This is a genomic window from Streptomyces sp. NPDC059455 (assembly GCF_042750115.1).
GTDB classification, from domain to species: domain Bacteria; phylum Actinomycetota; class Actinomycetes; order Streptomycetales; family Streptomycetaceae; genus Streptomyces; species Streptomyces endocoffeicus.
Map to the genome: position 1 here is coordinate 12,168 of NZ_JBHYVB010000140.1, position 17,381 is coordinate 29,548.

Below are 17,381 nucleotides of genomic sequence, written 5' to 3' on the forward strand. Positions count from 1 at the left end.
TGTCGTAGGGGACCGTTGTCCGTATCCGAGCCGAGAGGAGGCGTCATGGGCGCAGGGGATTGGCAGAGCGATGTGCTCCACCAGTTGCGGAACACGCCTGCCTCCAAGGGCCCCGGGCCCTCCGGGACCGCCGAGGACGCGGATGTCGGGAAGAGCGGTCATGACGCACCGGAGGCGGTCGGGGGTCCACATGGCCCCAAGGCGTCGGAGGGCTACAAGGCTCTGGGCGCTCTGATGGCTTCGGGTGCTCCCGGGGCCGGGGAGGCGCCCGGCGGTTCGGGAGCCACCGAGGCCCACCCCGCCCCCGCCCCACGGCGGGTGAACGGGGCGACGGGCCCAGATGATCCCGCGCCCGCCGCGCCCGCCGCCCCAGCCGAGCCCCCCGCCCCCGCCGACCGGCGTCCCCAGGCGCGCCCCCAGCACCTGCCCGCCCCCACACCGGTGCCGCCCGTCGACCCCCGGCTCGCCCTCGCCCAAGGCAGGCTCCGCAGTGGGGACCCGGTCACCCGCCGCGCCGGGCGCACCCTGCGGCGGCTGGTCGCCGCGTCCGCCTCGCGTGAGGTGGAGGAGGCCACCGAGGTTGCCCGGGCGCTGCAGCAACCGGTCACCACCGGGCGGCAGATCGCGGTGAGCAGCATCCGCGGCGGCGCGGGCAAGACCACTGTCGCGGCGCTGCTCAACCTCACCTTCGCGCACTACCGCCAGGACCCGGTCCTCGTGGTGGAGGCCGACCCGGCGTTGGGCAGTCTGCCCATCCGGCTCGGCGCCGAGTCGGTCCGCTGGACATGCGCGGACGTGGCCCAAGTCGTGTCTCCCTCGATGCAGTTCGCGGAGGTCACCGGCTATCTGGTCCAGCTGCCCGAGGGCGGCTGGCTGCTGCCCGGGAGCCAGGGCCGCATCGGCACTCCGCTGGACATCCGGGCCTACCGCACCGTGACCATGGCGCTGCGCCGCTACTTCGGTGTCACAGTCGTCGACTGCGAAACGCTGCCGGGGGAGCTGGCGCGCACGGCCCTGGACACCGTGCAGGCAAGGGTGCTGGTGGCGCCCGCCACCCTGGAGGGCGTGGCGAGCACCCGCACCGTCCTGGACTGGATGGCGGCGGTGCCGCGGCCCATGCTGCCCGGCACGGTGGTCGCCCTCACCGAGTCCTCGCCCGACACCGCGCTCGACCTGGACGTGGCCCGCGCCCACCTCGCCGAGAGCGGGGTCGAGGTGATGGCCATCCCGTACGACCGTCATCTGGCCGCGGGCGGCGCCATCCGCACCGGGCTGCTCGCCCACAGCACCCGGCTGGCCGCGGGCCGCCTGGCTGCCGCACTCCTGGACCGCGCCGTGCGCGACAGGGGAGGGCACAACAGAGAGCACAACAAGGGAGGACACCACAAGGGAGAACACAGGGGAGGACGGCGATGACGACGCGCCTGGTGCACCGGCCCGCCCGCGCCACCCGCCCGCTGCCCCAGCCCGAGCCGCGCGCCATCGAGGCCCCGCCCAACCTGCCCGAGGGCAAGGCGGCGGGGGCCGCCATGTCGCTGCTGCCGATCGCCGGGGTGATGAGTTCGGTCGTCATGATGACCGTGCTGCGCAGCGGCCAGTTCGCGGCGATCGGCGCCCTCGTCCTCGTGGTCACCGTCGTCGGTGCCCTGGTGCTGCTGTTCTCCCAGCGCGGGCGCGCGCAGCGCACCCGCCGCCAGCAGCGCGAGCGGTATCTGGAGTACCTGGAGGAACTGCGTGAGGAGCTCGGCGCCGAGGAGCGGGCCTGGCGCGCCACCGCGCGGGTGCTCGACCCCCCGCCGCAGGCCCTGTACGACGTGGTGCGCGACCCGGCCCGGCTGTGGGAGCGGCGCCGCACCGACCCGGACTTCCTGCGGGTGCGGATCGGCACCGGCGAGATGCCGCTGCGGCCGCTGACCGTGGCCCGGCAGTCGGGCAGTGTGCTCACCCCGCCCGACCCGTTCATGCTCAACGAGGCGGGCGCCCTGGTCGGGCGCTACGCACTGGTCACCGATCTGCCGCTGACCGTGCCGCTGGACCGGGTGGGCAATGTCAGCGTGGTGGGGGAGCGGGACGCGGTGCTGCGGGTGGTGCGGGCGCTGCTCGTCCAGACCGCCGCCACCCACGCCCCCGACGACGTGGCCCTGGCGCTCGCCGCCCCCGGCGACCGGGTCGAGCGGGACTGGGCCTGGCTCAAGTGGCTGCCGCATCTGCTGGCCGCCGAGGAGCGCGACGGGCCGGTCGCCGCCCGCCGGATCGCCCCCGATCTGCCCCAGCTCGCCCGGCTCCTCGGCCGCGACCTCCGGCAGCGCGCCGCGTACGCGGCCGAGGTGCGGCGCGGCCTGTCCGGGGCCGACGCGCTCGGGCTCAGCGGCCGGCTGCTCGTCATCAGCGATGACCACGGCGGGGAGGCACGGGAGCTGCCGCGCCCCGACGAGGCCGTGGCCCACCGCGAGATGGGCGTCACCGTGCTGCACCTGGTGGCCGAGCGGGTGCAGGAACCGGGCGAGGTGGCGGTCCGCATCACCGTCGGCGAGGACGAGGTGGTCGTGGAGGACCTGCGCGGCGGGCAGCCGACGGGCGCCCACGCCATCGTGGAGGACCTGCGCGGCGACCGGCCGACGGGCGCCCACGGCACCGTGGACGACGTCACCGCCGCCGGGGCCGAGGGCCTGGTCCGGATGCTGGCCCCGCTGCGGCTGTCGGCCGAATCCCTCGTGGACGCCCCGCTGTCCGGACCCGTCGACTTCCCCGGGCTGCTGGGCGTCGACGACCCAGGCGCCCTGGACCTGGCCCGTGCCTGGGCGCCCCGCGGCGAGCGCTCCTTCCTGCGGGTGCCCATCGGCGTCAACGACGCCCACGAGCCGGTGCTGCTCGACCTGAAGGAGTCCGCCGAACTGGGCATGGGCCCGCACGGCCTGTGCGTCGGCGCCACCGGCTCCGGCAAGAGCGAGCTGCTGCGCACCCTCGTCCTCGCCCTGGTGGCCGGCCATCCGCCCCAGGACCTGGCGCTGGTGCTGGTCGACTACAAGGGCGGCGCGACCTTCGCCCCGTTCGACGGGCTGCCGCACGTGGCCGGTGTCATCACCAACCTGGAGAACCAGGCCGGGCTCGTGGAGCGGGTGCACACCAGCCTCGCGGGCGAGGTCAAGCGCCGTCAGCAGGTGCTCAAGGACGCGGGCAACGTCGCGGACATCTCGGGTTACGCGGCGGTGCGCGAGACGACGAGACCCGACCTGGAGCCGCTGCCGCATCTCTTCGTCGTCATCGACGAGTTCGGCGAACTCATCACCGCCAAGCCCGACTTCATCGATCTGTTCCTGTCCATCGGCCGCATCGGCCGCAGTATCGGCGTCCATCTGCTGCTGTCCAGCCAGCGCATCGAGGGCGGCAAGCTCAAGGGCCTGGACACCTACCTCTCCTACCGGCTGGGCCTGCGCACCTTCTCCGCCGACGAGAGCCGCACCGTGCTGGACACCACCGACGCCTTCCACCTGCCGCCGCTGCCCGGCTTCGGCTACCTCAAGGTCGACACCACGGCGTACGAGCGGTTCAAGGCCGGGTATGTCTCCGGCCCGTACCGGGGCCCGGCACCGCGCGCCGTGGAGGCCACCGGGCCAGCCGTCCACCCGTATCCCGCGTACAACACGCTCGCCGGGCCTGAGGAGTCCGCGACCGCCGAGGACGACACGCCCGGCGTGGGCAAGCGCACTAGAGACCCCGGGCCGACCGTCATGTCCGTGATGGTCGACCGGATCAGGGGCGCCGCCGACCCGGTGCGCCGTATCTGGCTGCCGCCGCTGCCCGCCGCGCTCGCGCTGGACGCCGCGGCGGGGCCGGTGGAGGTCGACGCGGCCCGCGGTATGCAGTTCGCCCGGCGCCCGGGGACGATGCGGGTGCCGCTGGGGCTGCTGGACGACCCGGGGCGGCAGTGGCAGGGGCAGTGGGTCCTCGACCTCACCCTCGCCGGGGGCCACGCCGCCGTGATCGGCGGCCCGCAGTCCGGCAAGACCACGCTGCTGCGCTCCCTCGCGCTCTCACTCGCCCTCACCCACACCCCGCGCGAGGTCGGGATCTACGGTCTCGACCTGGTCGGCGGCGGTCTGCAGGCGCTCGCCGCGCTGCCGCACGTCGGTGGTGTCGCCGGGCGGGCCGACCGGGAGCGGGCCACCCGCACGGTCGAGGAGGCGCGCGGCATGCTGGACGCCCGCGAGGAGCTCTTCCGCGAGCACGGCATCGACTCGATGGAGCGGCTGCGCGCCCTGCGCGCCGCCGGATCCCTGCCCGAGCTGGCGTCCACCGACATCGTGCTGCTCATCGACGGGTTCGGGGCGCTGCGCGACGACTTCGAGTCCCTGGACGACGCCGTGGGCGACCTGCTCAAGCGCGGCGGCGGGTACGGCATCCACGTCGTGGCCGCGATGCTGCGCTGGAACGACGTGCGCATCGGCCACCAGTCCACCTTTGGCACCCATATCGAGCTGCGGCTGAACGACGCCGGCGACAGCAGCGTCGACCGCAGGCTCGCCGAGACCCTCACCCCCGACGACGCCGGGCGCGCTCTCACCGACCGCAAGCTGTTCGCGCAGACCGCCCTCCCGCGCCTGGACGGCCACGCCTCCACCGCCGATCTGGGCGCTGCCGTCGAGCAGACGGCCCGGTCCATCGGCGCGGCCTGGCCCGGGGAGACGGCACAGCGGGTGCGGGTGCTGCCCGCGCGGCTGCCCGCCCGGTCGCTGCCGTCGGCCACGTCCCAGCCGCGGCGGGTGCCAATCGGGGTCGACCAGACCGCGCTCGCGCCGGTGCTGCTCGACCTGTTCGACCGCGACCAGCACCTGCTGATCCTCGGGGACAACGAGTGCGGCAAGACCAATCTGCTGCGGCTGATCGCCGAGGGCCTGGCCGCGCGCCACTCCGACGAGGAGCTGGTCTTCGGGATCATGGATCCGCGGCGCGGGCTGCGCGAGGTGGTGCCCGAGGCGTACCAGGGCGGCTATGCGTACAATGCCCGGATCTGCGAGGGGCTCGCCGCGGGCATCGCGGGCGAGCTGGCCAAGCGCATGCCGGACGAGACCACCGGCACCCCGCCGCCCTCGGCGGGCCCGGCGTACGACGGGCCCCGCATCGTCATCCTCGTCGACGACTACGACATCCTCACCACCGCGGGGCAGCAGCCGCTTCAGCCCTTCCTGCCGTATGTGCCGCACGCGCCCGACATCGGGCTGCACTTCGTGATCACTCGGCGGGTGGCGGGCAGCTCCCGGGCCCTGTACGAGCCGTTCCTCATGACCTTGCGGGAGAGCGGCACATCGGCCCTGGTGATGACGGGCGACCGGATGGAGGGCCAGCTGTTCCCGGGCGTGTACGCGTCCGTACAGCCGCCCGGGCGCGGGCTGCTGGTCCGGCGCGGTGAGTCCGACCGCCTGATCCAGACGGGATGGGTGGAGCAGGAGCGGCACCCGGAGGAGGACGGCCGATGACCAAGGACGTGATCGCGCTCACCGAGCGGATGCCCGACATCTGGAGCCTCGTCGCCGGACTGTTCGCCGGGGGTCCCGACCTCGATGTGCGCTCGGCCGGCGAGGGCGCGGTGATCCAGATGTGCGACGAGGCGGGCCGCCCGCTGGTGTCCGTGGAGGCGCCGCTGCTGGTGCGGGTCGCGGGCGAGGCGGCGCGGCTGCTGGGCCCCGAGGCCGGGGGCACCGGCGTGCCCGTGTGGTGGACCGAGGCCAGGGCCGCCACCGGAGTGGAGCGCGCCGAGCTGCTGGCGGCGTCCTTCGCGCGGCGGCTCGCCCGGCTGTGCGGTGGCTCGGTCTGGCCGCCAGAGGCGGCGGCGGACGCCGGGGCCGCACAGCCCGGCGCCGGTGCCGCGTCCGCCGCCCCGGCCGCTGCTCAGCCCGCCGTCGACGTGCTCACCGAGCGTACGGCGGTAGTGCTCCAGGACAGACCCGTGGTGGCCATGACGGCCTGGCTGTCGGACGCGATACGGGCCGCGGCCGCGAGCGACCGCGCCGTCCAGATCGTGACCCCCGCGACGGCCCGGCTCAGCCTGCCCACGCGCCTGTCGCTCACCGGGCTGCCGTCCCGCTGGGTGGTGCGCGACGACGAGGGCGGCGGCTACTACGACGGACTGTCCGGCGCCCTGCTGCGCTGGCACGACGGGGGGTTCACCCCGGTCGAGGCGGAACCGGAGCGGACTCCGGTGGCCCGGGCCTTCCTCGAGGGCGCAGAGGGCGCCGAGGACACCGGCGAGCGTCAACTCACCTTGTCCTTCCGCACGGTGCAGCCGGCCGAGGAGCGGCTCGTCCTCGGCGGGGCCCTCGAGGCGGCCTGGACCGCCCTCACCGGCGGTCCACCCGAGGGCTGGAGCACCGCCGAGCCCGTCAATCTGGCCTGGTCGTGCGAGGCGCTGACCGCCCTTGCCCACGACCGCGCCCCGGAGAGCACCTGGGTGGTCGCGGTGGGCCGTGCCGACCGGCCCGCGATCGCGACGCTGCGCGTGGAGCGGACTGCCCGGGGCGTCGAACAGGACGTGACGCTGGCCTTCGGCTACGGCCCCGGCGAGAAGCCGCCGCTGGACGTCCTGCCCGACCTCGCGGCCACGCTGGTCACCGAGCACCGGCTCCAGTCGCTGCTGGTCCAGCTGCGGGCCGCCCGCCGCGACCTGAGTCTGCCCGCCCGCTTCGAACCGCCCGCCGTCCCGGTCGGCTTCGCGCTCGGAGCCGACGAGGCGCGGGAAGTCGGCCTCACCTTCGCCCGGCGCACACCGCTGCCCGCCCGGCCCGTGCCGCTCGGGCCCGAGGCCCGTCCGGGCTTCTACTATCCGCTCGGCGACGGGAGTTCGCCCTCGAGCTGGGCGCTGTTCGAGCAGCTCATGCGCCATCTGAGGCAGTCGGACTGAAGCGCCGCCGGGCATCTGAGAGGCACCCCTGCGCGCATTACTTTGTCCTGAGACAGGAGAAAGTCGGAGCCAATTGCGGCGCAAGTTCTTCCCACCCCCGACAACCGCTGCTACGTTCCCCGTGAAAGCCCGGCCACGTGGATGCCGATGACGGCGGGAGGGGCAGCGTGAGGCGCATGACGGCACGACCGGCGAACGCGCATCAGGCGCGATTGCTTCGCCTGCTGCGCGACGGTGGCCCCAACTCCCGTGCTCAGCTGGGCGATCAGATCGACCTGTCGCGTTCGAAGCTGGCCGTGGAGATCGACCGGCTGCTGGAGACCGGGCTGGTGGTCGCGGACGGGCTGGCGGCCTCGCGGGGCGGTCGGCGTTCGCACAACATCCGGCTCGCGCCCAGGCTGCGGCTGCTCGGCGTGGACATCGGCGCCACCTCCGTGGACGTCGCCGTGACCAATGCCGAACTGGAGATTCTCGGCCACCTCAACCAGCCCATGGATGTGCGCGAAGGGCCCGTCGCGGTCTTCGAGCAGGTGCTGGACATGGCCGCGAAGCTCCGGGCGTCCGGGGTGGCCGAGGGGTTCGACGGGGCGGGCATCGGAGTGCCCGGCCCGGTGCGGTTCCCCGAGGGCGTGCCCGTGGCGCCGCCGATCATGCCGGGTTGGGACGGCTTCCCGGTACGGGAGGCGCTCAGCCAGGAGCTCGGCTGCCCGGTCATGGTCGACAACGATGTGAACCTCATGGCGATGGGCGAGCAGCACGCGGGAGTCGCCCGTTCCGTCAAGGACTTCCTCTGCGTGAAGATCGGCACCGGTATCGGCTGCGGGATCGTCGTCGGCGGTGAGGTCTACCGCGGGACGACCGGCAGCGCGGGCGACATCGGCCACATCCAGGCCGAACCCGACGGCCGCCCCTGCGCCTGCGGCAACCACGGCTGTCTGGAGGCGTACTTCGGCGGCGCGGCGCTGGCCCGTGACGCCGAGGAGGCCGCCCGCGACGGCCGGTCCGCCGAACTCGCCGCCCGGCTGGAGGAAGTGGGCAGCCTCGCCGCCACCGACGTCGCCGCGGCGGCCTCGGCCGGCGACGCGACCGCGCTCGACCTCATCAGGGACGGCGGCACCCGTACGGGCCAGGTCATCGCCGGGCTCGTCAGCTTCTTCAACCCCGGTCTGGTGGTCATCGGCGGCGGTGTCACCGGGCTCGGCCATACGCTGCTCGCCGCCATACGGACCCAGGTCTACCGCCAGTCCCTGCCCCTGGCCACCGGCAACCTCCCCATCGTGCTGGGCGAACTCGGCCCGGCCGCCGGGGTCACCGGCGCCGCCCGCTTGATCAGCGACCACCTCTTCTCACCGGCCTGACCCCCTGATGGCCATGACCGCATGACCGCCTGACCCCGCCCGGCCACGGCGGGGCCGCACCTCGGCACAGCGCAGCAGCAGCACGGCATCAGCACCGCATCGCACCGCACCGCCCCTCGGCGTACGCCACGTCGAGGCACGAGCCGCATCACCGAGCCGCACCACCGGCATCACCGAGCCGCACCACCGGCACCCCACACCCACCGGGGCCGCGCCGCTACCCCGTCGCGCCCCGCCACCCCATCACGGCACCACCAACATCACCGCCCCGCCGCGCACCCGCACGCCCGGCGTACCGCATGCCCAAGCGTCCCGCACGCCCAGCGACCCGCACCGCATCGAGCGACCGCACCGCATACGAGCGACCGCACCGCATCGAGCGACCCCGCCGAGGAGGCCCGCCATGGCACCGGCACCACCCGACCCGCGCCCACTCCTCACCATGTCCGCGATCACCAAGTCCTTCCCCGGCGTACGGGCCCTGGACGGCGTCGACCTCGATGTCGAAGCGGGCGAAGTGCACTGTCTGCTCGGCCAGAACGGCGCGGGCAAGTCCACCCTCATCAAGGTGGTCGCCGGGGCGCATCAGCCCGACAGCGGCGAGATCCTCTGGCGCGGCGAACCGGTCGCCCTCAAATCGCCCATCGCCGCCATGCGCCTCGGCATCGCCACCATCTACCAGGAACTCGACCTGGTGGAGGGGCTGTCCGTCGCCGAGAACGTCTTTCTCGGCCATGAGATGGCCACCGGCGGATTCGTCCGCTCCGGCGCGGCCCGCACCGCCACCGCCGCCCTGCTCACCCGGCTCGGGCACCCCGAGATCGACCCGGGGCGGCTGGTGGGGGACCTCTCCGCGGCCGGGCAGCAGATCGTCTCGATGGCCCGCGCGCTCTCCCATGACGTCCAGCTGATCGTGATGGACGAGCCGTCCGCGGCCCTCGACCCCGACGAGGTGGACAACCTCTTCCGCATCGTCGGCGATCTCACCGCCGCCGGGGTCGCCGTCGTCTACATCTCGCACCGGCTGGAGGAGATCCGCCGGATCGGCGACCGCGTCACCGTGCTCAAGGACGGCCGCGCCGCGGCCCGCGGGCTGCCCGCGCGCACCACCCCGACCCGCGAGGTCGTGGCGCTGATGACGGGCCGGGACGTGGAGTACGCGTTCCCGCGCCGCACCACGCCGCCTCCGGTCGCCGCCGCCACGCCCGTGCTGCGGCTGGAGAACCTCGGCAGGGCGGGGGAGTTCGAGCCGATCGACCTCGAGGTGGCGCCCGGCGAGATCGTGGGTCTGGCCGGGCTCGTCGGCTCCGGGCGGTCCGAGATCCTGGAGACCGTCTACGGCGCCCGCCGCCCCACCTCGGGCCGGGTCGTGGTGGACGGCCGCCCGCTGCGCCCCGGCAGTGTGACCGCCGCCGTGCGCGCCGGACTCGGTCTCGCCCCCGAGGAGCGCAAGGCGCAGGCGCTGCTGATGCTGGAGTCCGTCACCCGCAATGTCTCGGTCTCCTCGCTGACCCGCTTCTCCCGCGCCGGATGGGTGGACCGCGGCGCGGAGCGGGCGGCGGCCCGCCGGTGCGTCCGCGATCTGTCGCTGCACCCCGACGACCCGGAGCGGCCGGTGCGCACCCTGTCCGGCGGCAACCAGCAGAAGGCCGTACTGGCCCGCTGGCTGCTGCGTGGCTGCCGGGTGCTGCTGCTGGACGAGCCGACGCGCGGGGTGGACGTCGGCGCCCGCGCCGAGCTGTACGCCGTGATCCGCCGACTCGCCGACGACGGCATGGCCGTCCTCCTCGTCTCCAGCGAACTGCCCGAAGTCCTGGGCCTCGCCGACCGGGTGCTGGTGCTCCGCGAGGGCCGCGTCGTCCATACGGCGCCCGCGCGGGAGCTGGACGAGCACCGCGTCCTCGATCTCGTCATGGAAGGGAGCCCGTCGTGAATTCACCCGGGAGCAGGCCGGCGTCCCCGCCTCCGGCCGACCCCGCCCCGGTACCGGGCGCGGGCGCCACGCTGACGGCCGGTCCGGTCGGCAAACCGCCGGCCGGCCGCACCGACACCGATCCGCTGAGCAGGCTGCGGCGCCTGGCCGACCTGCGCAACCTCTCCCTCGTCGGGGTGCTGGCGGTGCTGATCGCCGTCGGCGGCTTCACCAAGCCCGATGAGTTCCTCAGCACCGACAACCTCCAGCTCGTGCTCACCCAGGCGTCTGTCATCGGCGTCGTCACCGTCGGCGTGACCTTCGTCATCACCAGCGGCGGCATCGATCTGTCGGTCGGCGCGATCGTCGCGCTGGCCTCGGTGTGGGCCACCACGCTCGCCACCCAGGACTACGGGCTCGGCGGCATTCTGCTGTGCGCGGTCCTGGTGGGAGTCGGCTGCGGACTGGTCAACGGGGTGCTCATCGCGTACGGCGGGATGGTCCCGTTCATCGCCACGCTGGCGATGCTCGCCTCGGCCCGCGGTCTCGCCCTGCAGATCAGCGACGGCAAGACCCAGGTCGTCACCGTCAACCAGGTCCTGGACCTGGGGCTCCCGGACGCCTACGTCCTCGGCATACCGCCGCTGGTGATCATCTTCGCCGCGGTGACCGTGGTGGGCTGGCTGGTGCTCAACCGCACCACCTTCGGCCGGCGCACGGTCGCCATCGGCGGCAACGCGGAGGCGGCCCGGCTCGCGGGCATCGACGTCCGGCGGCAGCGGCTGCTGCTGTATCTGCTCTCCGGGCTGTGCTGCGGTGTCGCCGCCTTCATGCTGGTCGTCCTCACCGGCTCCGGCCAGAACACCAACGGCAACCTCTACGAACTCGACGCCATCGCCGCCGCGATCATCGGTGGCACGCTGCTCAGCGGCGGCCGCGGCACCATCACCGGCTCCGTCCTCGGCGTCCTCGTCTTCACCACCATCACCAATCTGTTCGCCCTGAACAACCTTCAGAGCGATGTCCAGCAGATCGCCAAGGGCGCGATCATCGTCGCCGCCGTCCTGGTACAGAAGGGTCGTTCGACGCCATGAGGAATGCCAAGAGCTCCTCCGCCACCACCAGTCGCAGAAACCTCCTCCTGGGCACCGCCGCGGCGGGCGCGATGTTCGCCGCCGGGTGCACCAGCAACGAGAACAACGACGACGGCGACAACGCCAAGCAGGCCGCGAACACGGCCAATGACAAGCCCGGTAAGGCGGTCACCATCGGCTTCGCCGGGCCCCAGGCCGACCACGGCTGGCTCAACGCCATCAACGAGCAGGCCAAGCGGCGCGCCAAGGAGTACAAGGACGTCACTCTGGAGGCCACCGAGGGCTCCAACGACACCGCTCAGCAGATCGGCCAGATCGAGACCCTCATCAACAAGAAGGTCGACGTCCTGGTCATCCTGCCCGCCGACGGTAAGGCGCTCACCCAGGTCGGACTGAAGGCCATGCGGGCGGGCATCCCGGTGGTCAACCTCGACCGGATCTTCGCCTCCCCGCAGGCGTACCGCTGCTGGATCGGCGGCGACAACTACGGCATGGGCCTCAACGCCGGGCGCTACATCGGCGAGCAGCTCAAGGGCAAGAAGAACGCCAAGGTCATCGAGTTGGCCGGGATCGACAACCTGGAGCTGACCCGGCAGCGCACCGAGGGCTTCAACGACGCCCTGAAGAACTACCCCAACATCAAGAAGGTCGGCCGCCAGGCCGCTGAGTTCACGGTCGAGTCGGGCCAGGCGAAGATGGCCCAGCTGCTCCAGGCCCACTCCGACTTCGACGCCCTGTGGAACCACGACGACGACCAGGGCGTCGGCGCCGAGCGCGCCATCAAGCAGGCCGGGCGCGATGACTTCCTCATGGTCGGCGGCGCGGGCGCCAAGCACGCCATGGACGCCATCAAGGCCGACAACAGCGTGCTGAAGGCCACCGTGCTCTACCCGCCCACCATGGCCGCCTCCGCCATCGACCTCGCCCGCGCACTCGGTCAGGGCAAGGGCGTCGGCGGCCTCGCGGAGCTGGAGATCCCGGCTTCTCTCACTCTCTACTCCGCCGTCGTCACCAAGGACAACGTGGACGAATACCTCCCCACGGGATTCAGCTGAGCCCGTTAGAGGGCCAGACCCCCCACCTCGCGTCGGTTTGCGATCGTCAGAAGGAGTCCCATGGAAAATCCTGAAGCGAAGACACTCGGCGTCGGCATGGTCGGCTACGCCTTCATGGGCGCAGCCCACTCCCAGGGCTGGCGCACCGTCGGCCGTGTCTTCGACCTCCCCGCCCGCCCCGCGATGTCCGCCGTCTGCGGGCGCGACGCGGACGCCGTACGGACCGCCGCGGACCGGCACGGCTGGGCCGCCGCCGAAACCGACTGGCGGGCGCTGATCGCCCGGGACGATGTGCAGGTGGTCGACGTCTGCACCCCCGGCGACAGCCATGCCGAGATCGCCATCGCGGCCCTGGAGGCGGGCAAGCACGTGCTGTGCGAGAAGCCGCTCGCCAACTCCGTGGCCGAGGCGGAGGCCATGGTGGAGGCGGCGCGGCGGGCGCGGGAGCGCGGTCAGGTGGCGATGGTGGGCTTCAACTACCGCCGCGCGCCCGCGATCGCGTACGCCCGCCGGATGGTGGCCGACGGGCGGATCGGCGTGCTGCGCCACGTCCGGGTCACCTATCTCCAGGACTGGATCGTCGACCCGGAGTTCCCCCTGGTGTGGCGGCTGCGGCGGGAGTACGCGGGCTCCGGCGCCCTCGGCGACCTGGGCTCGCACATCGTCGACCTGGCGCAGCATCTGGCGGGGGAGCGGCTGGTCGGCGTCTCGGCGCTCACCGAGACGTTCATCCGGGAGCGGCCGCTGCCCGCCGGCGCGGTGGCCGGGCTCGGCGGCGCCGGGGCGGGCGGGGCGGCGCGCGGACCGGTGACGGTCGATGACGCGGCGCTGTTCACCGGGCGGTTCGGCTCCGGTGCGGTGGCGTCGTTCGAGGCCAGCCGGTTCGCCGCGGGCCGTAAGAACTCGCTCAGGATCGAGCTCAACGGCGATCGTGGTTCGCTCGCCTTCGATCTGGAACGACTCAATGAGCTGTCCTTCCACGACCACACCGAGCCCGCCGTCGACTCCGGCTTCCGCCGGATCCTGGTGACCGAGCCCGAGCACCCCTACCTCGAGGGGTGGTGGCCGCCGGGCCACGCCCTCGGCTATGAGCACACCTTCGTCCACCAGGCGCGGGACATGGTGTTCGCGATCGCCGACGGAACCGGCCCCGAGCCGTCCTTCGAGGACGGGCTGCAGGTGCAGCGGGTGCTGGCCGCCGTGGAGGAGAGCGCGGAGAAGAACTGCGTCTACACCCCCGTACCCGTCTGAGGAGGAGGCCGGAATGCCCAGACCCTTCACGCTCTTCACCGGCCAGTGGGCCGACCTTCCTCTGGAGGAGGTCTGCCGGCTGGCCCGTGACTTCGGCTACGACGGACTGGAACTCGCCTGCTGGGGCGACCACTTCGAGGTGGACCGGGCGCTCGGCGAGTCCGGCTATCTGGACGGGCGGCGCGAGCTGCTGGAGAAGTACGGCCTCAAGTGCTGGGCCATCTCCAACCACCTGGTCGGCCAGGCCGTGTGCGACTCGCCCATCGACGAGCGCCACAAGGCCATCCTGCCCGCCCGGATCTGGGGCGACGGCGACGCGGAGGGCGTCCGGCGGCGGGCCGCCGCCGAGATGGCCGACACCGCACGCGCCGCGGCCGCCTTCGGGGTGCGCACCGTCATCGGCTTCACCGGCTCCTCCATCTGGCATCTGGTGGCGATGTTCCCGCCGGTGGTGCCGGGGATGATCGAGCGGGGCTACGAGGACTTCGCCGAGCGCTGGAACCCGGTCCTCGACGTCTTCGACGCCGAGGGCGTGCGCTTCGCCCACGAGGTGCACCCCAGCGAGATCGCCTATGACTACTGGACCACCCACCAGGCCCTGGAGGCCGTCGGCCACCGCCCCGCCTTCGGGCTCAACTTCGACCCCAGCCACTTCGTCTGGCAGGACCTGGACCCGGTGGGCTTCCTGTGGGACTTCCGGGACCGGATCTACCACGTGGACTGCAAGGAGGCCCGGAAGCGGCTGGACGGCCGCAACGGCCGCCTCGGCTCCCATCTGCCCTGGGGCGATCCCCGCCGCGGCTGGGACTTCGTCTCCGCGGGCCATGGCGATGTGCCGTGGGAGGACGTGTTCCGGATGCTGCGCTCGATCGGATACGACGGTCCGGTGTCGGTCGAGTGGGAGGACGCCGGGATGGACCGGCTCACCGGCGCCCCGGAGGCGCTGGCCCGGCTGAAGCACTTCGACTTCGACCCGCCGACGGCGTCGTTCGACGCGGCCTTCGGCGGCGGGGACAAGTAGCGACGAGGACCCGCCGCCCGAAGGGCCCCTGGGTGGGGGACCGCACACCGCGCCCCCACCCAGCTTTGTCCTGCCCGTGGATGAAGCAGCAGCTGTTTTGTGTCAAAGGGGTTTCCGGACCGGACAAACCCCGCTACGGTCCTTGAGATGTACCGGTCACATAGGGGCCCCTCGCCCCGGACCGGTCATCCCGGCGCGACGGCGCGCGCCTGTGCCAGTCACGGCGGCCTGACGGCCCGCCCGTACCCCCCTCTTTTCACGGAGGATCAGCGTGCACAGGAAAAGGCTTCGACTGCGCGGGCCCCTCGCGCTCGTCACGAGCGCACTGCTCGTCGGCGCGGGGCTCGCCTTCACCGCTCCGCCGGCGGGCGCGGATCAACCCGCCCCGGCAGCCGAGCAGTTCCAGCAGGTCACCCTGGCCAAGGGCGTGGAGGAGACCGGTGAGCCCATGACGCTCGCCGTGCTCCCCGACCGCTCCGTGCTGCACACCTCGCGCGACGGCACCCTGTGGCTGACCGACGCCACGGGCGAGACCAAGGTGTCCGGCAAGCTGCCCGTCTACTCGCACGACGAAGAAGGGCTGCAGGGCGTCGGCATCGACCCCGGCTTCGCCGACAACCGCGCCATCTACCTCTACTACGCGCCCCCGCTCGACACCCCCGCCGGTGACGCCCCCAACGAGGGCACGGCCGCCGACTTCGCCAAGTTCGACGGTGTCAACCGTCTCTCCCGCTTCACCCTCAACGCCGACGGCACCCTGAACACCGGCAGTGAGAAGAAGGTCCTGGACGTCCCCGCGTCCCGCGGCATCTGCTGCCACGTGGGCGGGGACATCGACTTCGACGCCGACGGCAACCTGTACCTGTCCACCGGCGACGACAGCAACCCGTTCGCCTCCGACGGCTTCACCCCCATCGACGAGCGGGAGAACCGCAACCCCGCCTATGACGCCCGGCGCTCCGCGGGCAACAGCAACGACCTGCGCGGCAAGGTCCTCCGCATCAAGGTGGCCGACGACGGCTCGTACACCGTCCCGGACGGCAACCTCTTCGCGCCCGGCACCGAGAAGACCCGGCCCGAGATCTACGCGATGGGCTTCCGCAACCCGTTCCGGATCAGTGTCGACAAGCCGACCGGCACGGTCTACGTCGGCGACTACGGACCGGACGCCGGCGCCGCCAACCCCGAGCGCGGACCGGGCGGCGCCGTCGAGTTCGCCCGAGTGACCAAGGCCGGCAACTACGGCTGGCCGTACTGCATCGCCGATAACAAGCCGTACCGCGACTACGACTTCGCCACCGGCACCTCCGGCCCGGCCTTCGACTGCGCCGCGCCCAAGAACACCTCGCGGTACAACACCGGGCTCACCGATCTGCCGCCCGCCCAGCCCGCCTGGATCCCGTACGACAACGACTCCGTGCCCGAGTTCGGCTCCGGCTCCGAGTCGCCGATGGCCGGGCCGGTCTACCGCTACGACGCCTCGCTCGACTCCCCGGTGAAGTTCCCCGAGTCCTACAACGGGAACTTCTTCGCGGGGGAGTTCGGCCGCCAGTGGATCAAGCGGATCGAGCAGGGCGCCGACGGGGCCGTGCAGAAGATCAACGACTTCCCGTGGTCCGGCACCCAGGTCATGGACACGGCCTTCGGCCCGGACGGCGCGCTGTACGTCCTCGACTACGGCCTCGGCTACTTCAACGGGGACGAGCACTCCGCGCTCTACCGCATCGAGAACGCCACCGACGGCCACTCGCCCATCGCCGAGGCCGGCGCCGACCGCACCTCCGGCAAGGCGCCCATGAAGGTCGCCTTCTCCTCGGCGGGCACCTCGGACGCCGACGGCGACACCCTCACCTACAACTGGGACTTCGGCGACGGCACGACCTCGGCCGCCACCAACCCCACCCACACGTACAAGAAGAACGGCACCTTCACCGCGACCCTCACCGTCAAGGACCCCACCGGCCGCTCCGCCAGCGCCAATGTGCACCTCACGGTCGGCAACACCGCGCCCAAGGTGACGCTGCAACTGCCCGGTGACGGCCAGCTGTTCACCTTCGGCGACGAGGTCCCGTTCAAGGTCAAGGTGACCGACCCGGAGGACGGGACCGTCGACTGCGCCAAGGTCAAGGTCACCTACATCCTCGGCCATGACAGCCACGGCCACCCCGTCACCTCGGCGAACGGCTGCTCCGGCACCATCAAGACCAACGCCGACGGGGAACACGACCCCAACGCCAACATCTTCGGGGTCTTCGACGCCGAGTACACCGACGGTGGCGGTGGCGGCCAGCCGCCGCTGACCACCCACGACCAGTCCATCGTCCAGCCCAAGCACCGCCAGGCCGAGCACTACGGCGACAGCCAGGGCGTCTCGGTGATCAACCACACCCCGGCCAACGGCGGCAAGACGGTCGGCAACATCGAGAACGGGGACTGGATCTCCTTCACCCCGTATGTGCTGGGCAACGCCAAGGACTTCACCGCACGGGTCTCCTCGGCGGGCGCCGGCGGCACGCTGGAGATCCGCAGCGGCTCCCCGACCGGACGGCTGCTCGGCACCGTCACCGTGCCGGTGACCGGCGACTGGGAGACCTTCCAGGACGTCAAGACGACACTGACGAAGCCCCCGAGCGGCACCACCACGCTGTCCCTCGTCTTCAAGGGCGGTGCGGGAGCGCTCTTCGACGTGGACGACTTCACGATCGGCACCGGCTGACGAGCGAGGCGCTGACGCGCTGACGACCGGGGCCCGGCGCGGGGGCGGCCGCCCGGCCCCCCCCCCCCCCGGGGGG

At 72.6% G+C, this 17,381-nt stretch carries 10 protein-coding genes; all 10 read left to right on the top strand.

Going from position 1 to position 17,381, the window contains the following annotated elements:
* Positions 1–45: 45 nt before the first annotated feature.
* The 10 genes from ACFXB5_RS36855 to ACFXB5_RS36900 all read left to right on the top strand — a co-directional run bounded on the left by ACFXB5_RS36855 (position 46) and on the right by ACFXB5_RS36900 (position 17,305).
* Entirely contained in the window at positions 46–1,416 is a 1,371-nt protein-coding gene (locus tag ACFXB5_RS36855) for a hypothetical protein (RefSeq protein ID WP_385216538.1), read from the top strand.
* Positions 1,413–5,477, top strand: a complete 4,065-nt coding sequence (eccCa, locus tag ACFXB5_RS36860) for a type VII secretion protein EccCa (protein WP_385216540.1) — start codon at positions 1,413–1,415, stop codon at positions 5,475–5,477. Before ACFXB5_RS36855 ends, eccCa begins: the two co-directional genes overlap by 4 nt.
* The gene (locus tag ACFXB5_RS36865; protein WP_385216542.1) at positions 5,474–6,898 is read left to right on the top strand and encodes a DUF6177 family protein; all 1,425 of its coding nucleotides are present in this window, start codon (positions 5,474–5,476) and stop codon (positions 6,896–6,898) included. The genes eccCa and ACFXB5_RS36865 overlap by 4 nt, the downstream gene beginning before the upstream one ends.
* Positions 6,899–7,074: 176 nt before the next feature.
* On the top strand, positions 7,075–8,256 hold the full coding sequence (locus tag ACFXB5_RS36870; RefSeq protein WP_385216544.1) for an ROK family protein: 1,182 nt from the start codon (positions 7,075–7,077) through the stop codon (positions 8,254–8,256).
* A 403-nt stretch (positions 8,257–8,659) separates the two neighbouring features.
* Positions 8,660–10,189, top strand: a complete 1,530-nt coding sequence (locus ACFXB5_RS36875; protein WP_385216547.1) for a sugar ABC transporter ATP-binding protein — start codon at positions 8,660–8,662, stop codon at positions 10,187–10,189.
* A 125-nt stretch (positions 10,190–10,314) separates the two neighbouring features.
* On the top strand, positions 10,315–11,262 hold the full coding sequence (locus ACFXB5_RS36880; RefSeq protein ID WP_385216566.1) for an ABC transporter permease: 948 nt from the start codon (positions 10,315–10,317) through the stop codon (positions 11,260–11,262).
* Positions 11,259–12,317 carry a substrate-binding domain-containing protein gene (locus ACFXB5_RS36885; RefSeq protein ID WP_385216550.1) on the top strand — a complete coding sequence of 353 codons (1,059 nt, stop codon included), beginning with the start codon at positions 11,259–11,261 and terminating at the stop codon, positions 12,315–12,317. Before ACFXB5_RS36880 ends, ACFXB5_RS36885 begins: the two co-directional genes overlap by 4 nt.
* Positions 12,318–12,377: 60 nt before the next feature.
* Positions 12,378–13,568: a Gfo/Idh/MocA family protein gene (locus ACFXB5_RS36890; RefSeq protein WP_385216553.1), complete on the top strand. Its 1,191-nt coding sequence runs from the start codon at positions 12,378–12,380 to the stop codon at positions 13,566–13,568.
* A gap of 13 nt (positions 13,569–13,581) precedes the next feature.
* A complete protein-coding gene (locus ACFXB5_RS36895) occupies positions 13,582–14,589 on the top strand; it encodes a sugar phosphate isomerase/epimerase family protein (protein WP_385216556.1) in 1,008 nt (335 codons plus the stop codon).
* A 271-nt stretch (positions 14,590–14,860) separates the two neighbouring features.
* A complete protein-coding gene (locus ACFXB5_RS36900) occupies positions 14,861–17,305 on the top strand; it encodes a carbohydrate-binding protein (protein WP_385216557.1) in 2,445 nt (814 codons plus the stop codon).
* Positions 17,306–17,381: the final 76 nt, after the last annotated feature.

Bases quoted from the DNA above. Each gene is read 5' to 3' on its own strand.
- ACFXB5_RS36890 (WP_385216553.1), top strand. From the start codon at position 12,378: ATGGAAAATCCTGAAGCGAAGACACTCGGCGTCGGCATGGTCGGCTAC.
- ACFXB5_RS36870 (WP_385216544.1), top strand. From the start codon at position 7,075: ATGACGGCACGACCGGCGAACGCGCATCAGGCGCGATTGCTTCGCCTG.
- ACFXB5_RS36885 (WP_385216550.1), top strand. From the start codon at position 11,259: ATGAGGAATGCCAAGAGCTCCTCCGCCACCACCAGTCGCAGAAACCTC.
- eccCa (WP_385216540.1), top strand. From the start codon at position 1,413: ATGACGACGCGCCTGGTGCACCGGCCCGCCCGCGCCACCCGCCCGCTG.
- ACFXB5_RS36875 (WP_385216547.1), top strand. From the start codon at position 8,660: ATGGCACCGGCACCACCCGACCCGCGCCCACTCCTCACCATGTCCGCG.
- ACFXB5_RS36895 (WP_385216556.1), top strand. From the start codon at position 13,582: ATGCCCAGACCCTTCACGCTCTTCACCGGCCAGTGGGCCGACCTTCCT.
- ACFXB5_RS36855 (WP_385216538.1), top strand. From the start codon at position 46: ATGGGCGCAGGGGATTGGCAGAGCGATGTGCTCCACCAGTTGCGGAAC.
- ACFXB5_RS36865 (WP_385216542.1), top strand. From the start codon at position 5,474: ATGACCAAGGACGTGATCGCGCTCACCGAGCGGATGCCCGACATCTGG.